Source organism: Celerinatantimonas yamalensis, from assembly GCF_046054155.1.
GTDB lineage: Bacteria > Pseudomonadota > Gammaproteobacteria > Enterobacterales > Celerinatantimonadaceae > Celerinatantimonas > Celerinatantimonas yamalensis.
In genome coordinates this window covers 140178-152509 of the sequence record NZ_JBEQCT010000005.1, presented here as the reverse complement: position 1 = coordinate 152509, position 12332 = coordinate 140178, and the positions used below count along the sequence as shown (strand labels likewise).

The window sequence follows — 12332 nt, the reverse complement described above, 5'->3', positions numbered from 1 at the left end:
ATTCTAATCGTCCTAGAACAATACCATCATGATGACAATTCTAAGTTACACCTTCGTCCCTGTAGGTTTAGAATTCGCAGTTGCGGTAGTTGCAGCATTCGGTGTATTAGTACTATTGCCAAAAAGATCTTTAAAGAAATTAGCAAACGGATTCAGTGATGAACTAGTGTTCGCAGGTTTATTTTGAGCGGTTGTCGAAGCAGGGTTTTGTGGCGAGTTGGTAGTTGCAGTAGTTGCAGTATTAGCTGCAGGTGGTGTATTCGCCGCAGTATTAGTAGCCGCTGGCTGAGTTGTATTCGCCGTATTACTGGTCGCCGTTGGGGTAGAGGCACTGTTCGTGGGTGCCGGATTTGCACTGGCCTTACTTGCCGCAGAACTAGCACTGGCTTTTGAATCAGCTTTCACACCAAATACCATATTTTTACCCGCTAAATCGTTTATATCTACACCCGGACTTTTACTGTCTGTTTTACTGTCACCGGTCGTACCAAAGATTGGCGATCCCCCATTTTTCCCTGCAAATGAGGCGAGTAAACCAATGCCGATTCCTTGCCCAATAGTAGCAAATTCACCACCAAGTAACTGAGTCCCTTGACTACCACTAAGCGCGGGGGATGAGGCCGACGATCCTGAGAGGTTTAACGACTGCATTAGTGATTTATTTTGACTACTTAATCCTTGTATACTTGCACTTGTCATTTGACTAGCTTGGGTACTCGATAGCCCCAAACTTTTTGTTTGGGCGAGCTGTGAGGCAAAATCATTATTGGTAGACTGCGATGAGGATGTTTTTGCCTCCATCCAGTTCGATAATCGACTCATTATCGACGGTTGATTATTGTCAACACTTTGCATGTTCAGTTCTCCATCGTTGGTATTTGCCATCATCATCGTGATTATTCGGCAACATCTTGCCGCTCAGTTGCCATGAGGGTGAAACCAGTCACAGCCAGCATGCTTGTCTGTCCTATGATGACGCAGACCCTTGGCCTCCCCTAGCGCCAATGATGCAATTATCAAACCATTATTAAGAGAGTTGTCGATCTGTGCTACCAAGATTTTATTCAGTCTTATTACTAGTCGTTACTATCATCACGGCACCAATCTGTTTTGCCATTGCCTGTCTGATTTGGTGTTTATCGCTTAGATGGGATAATCGGCTGATTTATCTGCATTACTTTACCTCTCTCTGGGCAAAAATGCTCATTTCAGTGCCGCCTTGCTGGCAGTCAAAAATTATACACCCGGAACGCTTTCCCACAGATAAACCTTATATTATTGTCTCTAATCATCAATCGGGCGTGGATATTCTACTGGCGTTCGGGTTATTCAAACCCTTTAAGTGGTTATCTAAGATTGAAATTTTTCGGCTCCCATTTATTGGCTGGAATATGCGTTTAAATCAATATATTGCCCTAAATCGAGGGGACCGAAAAAGTGTCGCCAAAATGTCAGCCCAAGTTCGTCATCACCTCACGCAAGGAAGCTCGGTTTATATATTCCCTGAGGGAAGCCGTTCTAAAGACGGTAAAGTGCGATCATTTAAAAATGGCGCATTTAAGCTAGCTAAAGAGTGTGGTGTTGGGATCATTCCTATTGCGCTACATGGCACAGCACAAGCGCTACCCAAAAATTCGCTAAAGCTTGGGCAAGCCAAAATGACACTTGAAGTATTACCCGCAATTGAAGCGCAAGAAGTTGCCGCAACGCCGCCCCAACAGTTGAACCAACTGGTGCATAAAAAAATTAGTCAAGCCATACACAAAATACAAACGAACACAGTGAAAGGTTAATCATTATCTATAGACACACTCATCATCCCTTGTGTGCTGACAACTCATCCACAGCATCGCATGCTCAGTATTAAGACACCCATATAGTAGAACTTGGCTGCATGATACTGCGCAAAACCATTACAAAAAATCAAGATATTCGAGGATATATTAATTTTCATGGGGATTTTTACTATGAGTGAGCGGATTTTTTTGCAACGTACAGTCCACTCCTATCATTTTTATATAACTGCTTGGTAAATAATTATAAATCATAGGAACCTTAGCCCGAGTGAGTCGGTGACAAAACTTTACACATCTCAGAATGAACAAAATCTAGTCTCAAAACGTTTACACGCCCGAGTAACTGCTACACTTTAACTTTGATTAAATTATTTTTAGGAAACTCATCATGCCAGAGAAAGAAGAGCAACGGCGTTTCGAGCGAGTGAACTTTGAGCATTCCGCTCAGCTTCATTGTGATGGACATATTTTACCAACAACCTTGGTTGATATTTCATTACACGGCGCGTTGCTCATTCGCCCAAGTGAATGGCAACCGAGTTATCACAATATAGAGTTGCATTTGCATTTAGGTGAAAACGAAAGTGAGCATTCATTGCATATCCTCACTCGGGTTCGCCATGATGAACCCGAATCAATCGGATTGGAGTTTCTCTCGATGGATCTCGATAGTGCTTCCAGATTACGGCGTTTATTAGAGTTAAACTTAGCTGATGAGAAATTACTACATCGACAATTTGAACAGTTAACTCGCTAATACTGAGGCGTTTATAACGCCTCTAAAGCTTCGGATAACTTTCTAACGGCGATGACTTCCATTCCCTCCAGAGGTTCTTTCGGCGCGTTCCCTATCGGAATAATTGCACGTTTAAACCCGTGTTTTTGCGCTTCATGGAGGCGTTCTTGGCCATTTGCAACAGGACGGATCTCACCCGACAAACCCACTTCACCAAATACCACTAAATCTTGATCAAGTGTTTGATCACGAAAGCTTGAGATCATCGCCACAAGTAGTGCTAAATCAGCGGCTGTTTCGACGACCCGAACCCCACCGACGACATTGGCAAATACATCTTGGTCAGCCATTTGTACCCCAGCATGGCGGTGTAGCACAGCTAATAACATCGATAAGCGATTTTGCTCAAGCCCAACTGATACTCGGCGTGGATTAGCCAATTGGCTATCATCCACTAAGGCTTGGATCTCAATGAGCAGCGGCCGAGTGCCTTCCCAAACCACCATAACGACTGAACCAGGGGCCGCTTGTTCGGCGCGCGATAAAAAAATAGCAGAAGGATTACTCACTTCTCGCATGCCTTGCTCAGTCATAGCAAATACGCCGAGTTCATTGACAGCTCCAAAGCGATTTTTTTGGCCACGGAGCGTTCTAAAACGGCTATCAGAACTCCCTTCTAACAAAATTGAACAGTCGATACAATGCTCTAACACTTTAGGACCCGCCAATGAACCATCTTTGGTCACATGCCCAACCATAAACATCGCCACATGATGTTGCTTGGCAAATCGCGTTAACCAAGCCGCACTTTCGCGGACTTGAGAGACCCCGCCAGGAGCCGACTGAATGTCCGCCATATGCATGACTTGGATCGAATCAATAACCATTATTTTTGGTTTTTCTTGCAAAGCAATATGGCCAATCGTCTCAACACTGGTCTCGGCCAGCATTTTAAGATTTTGCCGTGGCAGCTCCAAGCGCATTGCTCGTAGCGCCACCTGCTGCAATGACTCTTCACCCGTCACATAAAGCGCTGACATCGATTGCGCCAAATAGCACATGACTTGTAGTAACAAAGTACTTTTCCCAGCCCCTGGATGGCCACCAATCAAGATGGCACTCCCCGGAACAATCCCTCCCCCTAAGACTCGGTCAAGCTCCTTAAAGCCAGAACTAAAACGGGGTAAGTCGGCTAAGTCAATGTGATCCAATGTCTGTACCTGAGAATGAGCGGCCCCCGCAAAGCCACTCAGGCGATCATTACGAGCTGCCGGTACTGAGCCCAAACGCACTTCTGAGATGGTATTCCAAGCTTTACATTCACTACATTGGCCTTGCCAACGTGGATAATCAGCGCCACATTCATTACAAACATAAGCTGTCTTTACTTTTGCCATTTACCTTTCTCATCACAGCAGGGATAATTCCCCAAGGATAACGGAGTTTGCCAATTGAGCACAATTTTTGGTGCTAAAATTGACATATCACACCATGATATCAAAGCCCCGATCAATTTGAGGATGTTTAACTGCTGATTTAGGATGTTATGGATCAACAACGAGAGATTGAATTACTTAATCAACTAATTCCACTTCACCGTGAAGCTGATTTTAATGAGATATTTCAGCGAATGAGTGAAGCAGAGGGCAAAAAAAGTCAATTTTTGCTCAAAATGGAACTCAAGCGATTAGTGACGCCATCACGGCGGATTATCGACCTACGTGATAAGGTCGAGGGGGATTGCCAGCCATTTGCATACAAAGATATGACCCATTATTTAGATGAAGTCGGCATCAAAGCGTTTAATAAGCTAATTGCATTTTATGGCGATTATACGCAAGGTGTGTATGAACAAATGCAGCATACTGAGAATAACCTGCGCGAGCTTAAAAATAATCCTAACACGCCCAAGCGCGCGCCCAAAACAGCCACACACATCAAAGCCATCCAATTTGGTCACTATTATGATCGTGTTGAAGAGCGCATGTTTATCAGTTTACCCATCGAGATACAAACCGCTCAGATGATGATCTATGCCGGCATGTCATCAAATATGTCACTGTCGGGGCTGAGAATTCGCTATGATCGCGATGAAGATCCGCAGATCGGCGAACACCTTACGATTTTTTTTACCGGTCTTGAGAAAGAATTTGCCAACCCCATTTTGTCTCGAGGAACCGACTATGTCATTGTCGATTTTCATCGAGATGACAAAGGATTATGGGTACGGCTTCAGCGTCTTAACCGTGATGATCAGGAATTTGATACTTTTTTTGAAAAGTTTCTCAACGCCTATAAGGGCCGTTATCGCGTCGATATCATTCATCTCGAAGATGCGATTGTAACCAAAAGTTACCAACAATTCTTCCTGCCCAATAGCCACTCTCTGCCATTGTATTTCAGTGGTGAACACCCCCCACAATTGCGCTATGTATTATGTAATAATAACAGTCAGGATATCTTAGGCTATTGGTACAACGAGCATCGACAGAATCTACTCGGGCAACTATTTCACAACCAGCGAATCGCTCAATTAGTGCAGCGCCCATCAGGGCAGACCATCCTATACAGCTTTATTCACAGTTATAACCGCAAACTTTACTTCTACTCGGCCACTCATGATGAACTAATCGCTCATCCCGATCTCCGTCGATTATTCTTTCAATTTGGTGCAAGCAAAAGCAGCTGGCGCGTCTTTTTATTCCAGTGGCAACGGGTTCACTTAGAAAATGCCTTTGCCCCATCGATTGTTCCCAATCAGCCCCTTCGAGCAGATGAGACCCTCGCGCGTGAAAAGCTAGCTGATTTATCTTATCTTGGGCTGCTTACTGATATTACCCAAGAGTCGAGTAGCAAACGCTATCAACAACGCTTTCAGTCATCACTCAATCCTAATCGTCTACAGCGCTTTGGGCAATATCGTTATCCAATTCCCCATGTGCAGGTCATTTCACATAAATATTTGCAGCTACGAAAAGAGGCGCGTTATCAATATCGATCGCTGGCCGAAGTAACCATTAACAATCAGCAGTTAGTGGGCTGGGTGACTGATTTTTCTACTGGTGGTATGCGTATCGAACTCGACCAGCCCATTTCGCTGCAATTTGGCGAGACGATTACAATCAATTTGCCGCAGTTTCAAAAGTTAGTACGAACTTACCGTCTGAGCCGACTGCCCTATCAAGTCGTTAATGTACAAAAAAATAGGCAAACACTTCATCTACAAGCCATAGATGAGCTGCACGAAGGTAGCCGATTTTTCACTCAACTCATTGCTAATAATCTTGACAAGCTTGGGGAAGCACCTGAAGTTAATGTGATGGAAGGGCTATCGGAGGCACTACGTCACCTCTACTGCTATGATCTATTTAAGCATGTGCTATTTGTCAGCCGAGATGGAAGCCGGCTCAAACTCGAAGCGCTCGCCTATGGTAAAAGTCCGTCTTATTTAGACCCATTACTGCGTCTATCGCGCGCCCAGCACCAAGCTGACTTAAGCCAACTGATCCGACCAGAGCTGTGGCAGGATTGGCTATTCACCCCGCTCAAAGCCATGGATAACCCCAGTGACAAGCTCACATTGCGACTATTGATGCATATTAATCGCAACAATAAACAAGTCATGGCTTGTCGGCGTGAGGTTGACTTTGACAGTATACAAGCCGTTGATGATTTTGTATCGCAGGCCATGGACAGCGGACATTTTCGTTATATTGAATTGACGGCATCACGGGCGAGTAAACCCGACCTAGACTATATTAAGCAAGAAATGAACTATGTTGAACGTTACGCAACGCATAAAGTCAAAGAGCTTGAAGCATTATTATGGAGCAACTATGCCGTAGTTGAAATTAACGACTTAACCTATGAATGGCAAGCGCTCCAATATAAGTAAGGCTTAAAAGTCTCTGTAATTAGCCGGTTGAAATCACTTGGCCGGCTATTAACAAAAAGAGTAACCCTTCTAAGTTACTGTGGTTAATAGCCACTTTTGCTTGCGCTTGCACAATAGGTTTAGCATGCAGCGCAACCCCCAGCGCTGACTCCGCGAGCATCGGCAGATCGTTTGCGCCATCACCCACAGCCATCGTTTGACTCGGATCAATGTGATAGCGTTCTCGCCATGTTTTCAATAAGTTCACTTTATAAGCAGCATCAACAATGTCACCCGTAACTTCCCCCGTGAGATAATCACCGTCAATAACCAATTGATTGGCAAAACTCTGATCAAAGCCAAGCTGACGGCGCAATACATCAGCAAAATAGGTGAACCCGCCTGAAGCTAAGATCACTTTCCAACCATTGACTTGCAGATGGCTGAGTAATAGTTCACAACCAGGCATCAATGGTAATTGGCTCGCGACCTCATCAAGAATGCGCTTAGGGGCGCCTTTGAGCTGTGCTACTCGGTGGGTTAAACTCTGACGAAAATCTAGCTCGCCACGCATCGCACGTGCAGTCACTGCACTCACTTGCTCTCCCACCCCGGCCAATTTGGCAATTTCATCGATACACTCAATCTCAATTGTGGTGGAGTCCATATCCATCACCAGCATGCCTGGGCGGTTTAGGCTCGGGATGTGATCGCAGATCAACGCATCAAAATTGAACGATGATTGGCTGAGCCGCTGTTTTAACACATCCATAGCAAGTGTCGAGGCAAACACTTGGATAACTCGTCCTAACAGCGTTTGGGTCGGATAAATAATCCAACGCTCGCCCGTTTGATACATCCATTGCCATAACTGCTCAATATCCGCTTTATCATAAGACCAGCCGACCACATACGTTAGGCGACCTTCATGGTGAGCGGGTTGAAGTTGGCCGTCGGACTCCACCGCAACTGACGAGGAAGGCCAGCATGATAGATGAGTTAATTGCGAAAAAATAGGGTTTGACGTCACATTGACTTCCTTGCTAGCAACTATCTTTTAAGATGTTTATTCAAGCGCCCCACCATAGCGTATTGCAATTTAGTTTGGCAACCCTACAATGGGTTTGAATCAAAAAGATAAGGATAGCTGTGCTCAAACCCCCTCGATATTTTCGTTGGCTCAGACGCATTGAATGGCTTAGTGTACTCGTCGCAGTGATCGTCGCAGTATCGATGTATGCCAACTTATCTTTACGCGGCCAGGCACTACTGGATAACCAAACCGAAAAATTGGCTCGATCTCTAACCTCGCTTGCTGCCTTCAATGCAGCAAACTATATAGAGTCAAATCAACAGATTAAGCTCAAACAGCTGACCAATGCGTTGGTCAAAGAAAATTTTGTCTTTGATGCGACTATTTATAATCATCAAGGAGTCACGCTCGCCAAAAGTGACCATGCACTGCCGCTTCGAGAATTACTGCCGATGTCTGGCAATTCAGTCACACCGCTGCAAGGTATTGGCAGACGCCCTTACATTGCAACCATTTATAATAGAAAAGGTGATGCGCTGGGGTATCTGCGCATCACCCTAGAAGAGAGTTCGCTGCTCAGCCGCGCCTCTCGTTATGTCCATAGTGCTCAACTTTCAATGCAATTAATGCTGTTACTCGCGCTGTGGGTTGGATTTGTCACTGCCCGTCAGCTCTCTCGAAAACGTCGCCGCTTAATTAAAATAACCCACCGACGGCGGTCCATCAAAGCGCAGCAACGGTTACAAAAGCGACGTTAGCGTCAATTCAATCATCTCATTAAAGGTAGTTTGACGCTCCTGCGCCGTAGTGGCCTCACCCGTGCGGATATGATCCGAGATAGTAACGACACACAAGGCGGCTTTACCACATTCGGCAGCAACGCCGTAAAGCCCTGCGGCTTCCATCTCAACAGCCAAGACACCATGTTTTTCCATGACATCAAACATAGTTGGATCTGGCGTATAAAATAAATCAGCGGAAAAGATATTCCCCACTCGAACGGGAATATTACGAGCCTCAGCTGCTTCAACGGCACGGCGCAGCAGTTGGTAATCAGCAATAGCGGCAAAGTCATTGCCCTTAAAGCGATTGCGATTCACATTCGAATCCGTGCATGCGCCCATACCAATTACGACATCCCGCACATTGACTGACTCACTGACTGCACCAGCACTACCCACTCGGATGATATTATCAACACCGTACTCACAATACAGCTCACGCGCATAGATTGAACAACTTGGTATGCCCATCCCTGAGCCCATCACCGAAACGCGCTGCCCTTGATAAATCCCTGTATATCCGAGCATATTACGAACATTAGTGACCTCGTTGGCCTGTTCTAAGAATGTTTCAGCAATATATTGAGCTCGCAATGGATCCCCTGGGAATAATACAGTTTGAGCAAAATCCCCCGGATTCGCATTGATATGTGGCGTTGCCATATCGATTCCTTCTATTTATTTTAATAAAAAAGACACTGTGCAAAGTCTCATCACTATCTTTGCTCATTACATATCATGAAAAATAATGGCAAAAAAATTATTGAGCGCTTTGTATTTGGCTTAAAAAGCTCTCACCATAATCCATCGTCGGCAAATCAAAATAGTCAGCCAGCGTTTGACCTATATCAGCAAAACTTTTTCGACCTCCTAGATCGACAGGCGCGACCTTTGGACCAGAGACAAGTACCGGAATATGTTCACGGGTATGATCGGTGCCACCCCAAGTTGGGTCACAGCCATGATCAGCGGTGATAATCAGCATGTCATCCGCTTTGAGTCTGGTGATAAGCTCTGGTAATCGCTGATCAAAATATTCCAAAGCCCCTGCATACCCTGCGACATCGCGGCGATGACCAAACGATGAATCAAAATCAACGAAGTTGGTAAACACAATGCTATCGTCACCGGCGACTTCAATTTCTTGTAATGTGGTATCAAATAGCTGGGCTAACCCAGTCGCTTTCACTTGCCGAGTAATCCCCTGATGAGCATAAATATCGGCAATTTTACCAATGCTGGTGACACTGCCTCCGGCAGCGACCAATTTATCTAACACGGTTGCACTGGGGGGATTGACTGAGTAGTCGTGCCGGTTCCCCGTGCGGACAAAATTAGCGGCACTATCACCAACAAAAGGACGTGCAATGACACGCCCAATATTATAGTCATCGAGTAACCCACGAGCAATTTTACACAGTTGGTACAAGCGTTCCACACCAAAAGTCTGTTCATGACAAGCAATCTGAAACACACTATCAGCAGAAGTGTAAAAAATCGGCTTACCAGTACGCATATGCTCTTCACCAAACTGCTCCAATATAGTAGTCCCTGAAGCATGGCAATTAGCTAAATAACCGGGTAACTGTGCACGTTCAACTAGTTCATCGAGCAATACTTGTGGGAAACTATTGTGCTCTTCCAAGAAATATCCCCACTCAAACAATACTGGCACACCCGCTATTTCCCAGTGGCCACTGGGCGTATCTTTGCCACTTGAGAGCTCTTGAGCATATCCATAGGCACCCGTTGGCTGCACATCACCCAACCCAGGGACAGAAGCACCGCGACTCGCCTTAGCCAAACGGCCTAATCCCAACTGATTGAGTTGAGGTAACTGCAAAGGACCTTGGCGCACATCATTATTAGCAAGGCCAGCTTGACAGCGCTCGGCAATATGCCCAAGCGTATCTGACCCTGCATCACCAAAATGAGCAGCATCAGCGGCCGCTCCCACTCCAAATGAATCTAATACTAAAATAATTGCTCTTTTCATTACTCCCCCTCAAGCGAAATAGTCTGATAAACCGCAGGTGGCACAGCCACGGGTTGTTCGCTAAACTGGATAGCATGTCGAATTCGACGGGCCGCTTTTTGCCAACTACTTTGGTCGGCCGCATGGATCATGACAATAGGTTCATTGGCTTGGATCAAATCACCAATCTGATGCCAACGACTCAATCCCACACGGTGATCGATCAGCTGCCCAGGGCGAATCCGTCCTCCTCCTAATGCAACCACCCCCATACCGATTTGTTGGGTATCAATGGCACTGATATATCCACAATTTTCGGCGAGCAGCGGTGCAATCACAGGCGCCTGAGCAAAATGGGATTTCCCTTGCGCTAATAGATCTTTTGGCCCCCCTAAGGCAGCGACCATCCGATTAAAACACTCGGCGGCAGCACCAGTGGCTAAAACATCTGCAATTTTTTTGCGAGCTTGCTCAGCACTATCGACTAATTGCGCATTCATCAGCATCATTTGTGCAAGTGCGACAACGACTTCGTGTAAGCGAACATGACGATAATTCCCAGTCAGATAATCCATCGCTTCCATTACCTCTAGCGCATTACCACAGCTAGAAGCCAACGATTGATTCATATCCGTTAAAAGTGCACTAGTGCGACAGCCAGCTTGGTTAGCAACCGCGACAATCCGTTCGGCAAGCTGCACTGAACGCTCAGGCGTTGTCATAAACGCACCACTTCCGACTTTAATATCCATCACTAATGAATTGATGCCAGCAGCGAGCTTTTTACTTAAAATAGAGGCGCAAATTAACGGGATCGAATCAACGGTGGCGGTCACATCGCGAATGGCATAAAGGCGTTGATCGGCAGGAGCAATATCACCACTAGCACCCACAATCGCAATACCAACATCACGCACCACTTGCTGAAATTGGCTCTGCTGAGGGTAAGCATTGTATCCCACGATGGATTCAAGCTTATCGAGAGTACCGCCAGTATGGCCGAGCCCTCGCCCAGATACCATCGGAACGTAGCCACCACAAGCGGCTACAATAGGCCCTAGCACCAACGACACTAAATCACCAACGCCACCGGTGGAATGTTTGTCGACAATGGGGCCGGGTAAGTCAAAATCTGTCCAGTTGATGATTTGCCCACTATCGCGCATCGCACAGGTGAGTGCAGCACATTCAACGACATTCATATCTTGAAAATAGATAGCCATAGCCAATGCCGCCACTTGGCTATCGACTAATTGACCATTATTGATACCATCGACTAAAAACCGAATGGCGTCATCACCTAGTGATTCACCATCACGTTTACGCCGAATAAGCTCCTGGGGTAAAAACATAAAGCATCCTTATATTTTTATTCGTTGCAACGCATTATCAACTATCTGTTGCTTGTGAGACGGCGCTAAACATGCCGTCTGTACACCAAAGCACTGAACTTATCGCAATCGCTCGTAAATAAGCCAGGTCCGGTTTAGGCAATCTGATATTCATGTGCAATATCAATCCGGCTCACTGCGGGAGCATTCGTATCAAACTTACCTCAATTTTAACATGCAAAAATTGAGGTAACGAATGTATTTCCTCACTGACCACCATCTTAGTATGCAAATGACTCGTCGGACATGATTCAATCTCAATTTGATGCTCAGCGAGATAATCCATCATGGGGTATCCATCTTGCACCATGTCCACGACACTTGATCGCCAACTGTTGAATAGTCTCGCCACCCCGTGCACTCCCATTGATCATCCACTCAAAGCAATGAAAAATTTGTGACCATAGCAGTAAGACCTAAAGCGTCATTCGCTATAATCAAACGGCATCAACTCGATTGTTATAAGGCATGCGAACAACCGTATCAGGCTCAATCAGTTCTGCCATTCCGTCTAGCTTGTGTAACAATCCCAGTCGATCATTTTCGCAACCTTGCGAACGACAGATACTGGCTTAATTCATTAATATTCGTTGCAAAAAGTGCAGAACGTTGTTGACCTTATTCAAAGAGTGCTTGAACCCCGTGCCATCAAGATACCGATGCAGCTCAACCATAGGGAATGGTAGAGTAAACTAGTCATCGTCTGTCTGGTGAATAATGCTTCAACAATGAGTCAAACTATATC

At 45.6% G+C, this 12332-nt stretch carries 11 protein-coding genes; 4 read left to right on the top strand and 7 right to left on the bottom strand.

Going from position 1 to position 12332, the window contains the following annotated elements; all coding sequences use genetic code 11:
- Positions 1–45: 45 nt before the first annotated feature.
- A complete protein-coding gene (locus ABUE30_RS11835) occupies positions 46–855 on the bottom strand; it encodes a hypothetical protein (protein ID WP_408623988.1) in 810 nt (269 codons plus the stop codon).
- Positions 856–1046: 191 nt separating this feature from the next.
- On the opposite strand from ABUE30_RS11835, the gene ABUE30_RS11830 reads away from it, so the two are divergent.
- A complete protein-coding gene (locus ABUE30_RS11830) occupies positions 1047–1793 on the top strand; it encodes a lysophospholipid acyltransferase family protein (RefSeq protein ID WP_408623987.1) in 747 nt (248 codons plus the stop codon).
- 391 nt (positions 1794–2184) lie between these two features.
- Entirely contained in the window at positions 2185–2553 is a 369-nt protein-coding gene (locus ABUE30_RS11825; RefSeq protein WP_408623986.1) for a PilZ domain-containing protein, read from the top strand.
- 11 nt (positions 2554–2564) lie between these two features.
- On the opposite strand, the gene radA is transcribed toward ABUE30_RS11825, so the two are convergent.
- Positions 2565–3929 (bottom strand): DNA repair protein RadA, encoded by a 1365-nt coding sequence (radA, locus tag ABUE30_RS11820; protein WP_408623985.1) that lies wholly within the window; start codon positions 3927–3929, stop codon positions 2565–2567.
- A 149-nt stretch (positions 3930–4078) separates the two neighbouring features.
- Here radA and ABUE30_RS11815 point away from each other — a divergent pair, with 149 nt between their 5' ends.
- Entirely contained in the window at positions 4079–6427 is a 2349-nt protein-coding gene (locus ABUE30_RS11815; RefSeq protein WP_408623984.1) for a PilZ domain-containing protein, read from the top strand.
- 19 nt (positions 6428–6446) lie between these two features.
- Here ABUE30_RS11815 and serB read toward each other — a convergent pair whose 3' ends face one another.
- Entirely contained in the window at positions 6447–7436 is a 990-nt protein-coding gene (gene serB / locus ABUE30_RS11810) for a phosphoserine phosphatase SerB (protein ID WP_408623983.1), read from the bottom strand.
- A 119-nt stretch (positions 7437–7555) separates the two neighbouring features.
- On the opposite strand from serB, the gene ABUE30_RS11805 reads away from it, so the two are divergent.
- Positions 7556–8197: an AhpA/YtjB family protein gene (locus ABUE30_RS11805; protein ID WP_408623982.1), complete on the top strand. Its 642-nt coding sequence runs from the start codon at positions 7556–7558 to the stop codon at positions 8195–8197.
- Here ABUE30_RS11805 and deoD read toward each other — a convergent pair.
- From deoD to ABUE30_RS11785, 4 genes are all read right to left on the bottom strand, one after another.
- On the bottom strand, positions 8180–8884 hold the full coding sequence (gene deoD, locus ABUE30_RS11800) for a purine-nucleoside phosphorylase (RefSeq protein WP_408623981.1): 705 nt from the start codon (positions 8882–8884) through the stop codon (positions 8180–8182). The two genes, ABUE30_RS11805 and deoD, sit on opposite strands and share 18 nt — an antisense overlap.
- Positions 8885–8981: 97 nt before the next feature.
- Entirely contained in the window at positions 8982–10217 is a 1236-nt protein-coding gene (locus ABUE30_RS11795) for a phosphopentomutase (RefSeq protein WP_408623980.1), read from the bottom strand.
- Positions 10217–11548: a thymidine phosphorylase gene (gene deoA / locus ABUE30_RS11790; protein WP_408623979.1), complete on the bottom strand. Its 1332-nt coding sequence runs from the start codon at positions 11546–11548 to the stop codon at positions 10217–10219. The genes ABUE30_RS11795 and deoA overlap by 1 nt, the downstream gene beginning before the upstream one ends.
- Positions 11549–11720: 172 nt before the next feature.
- The gene (locus ABUE30_RS11785) at positions 11721–11897 is read right to left on the bottom strand and encodes a hypothetical protein (protein WP_408624129.1); all 177 of its coding nucleotides are present in this window, start codon (positions 11895–11897) and stop codon (positions 11721–11723) included.
- Positions 11898–12332: the final 435 nt, after the last annotated feature.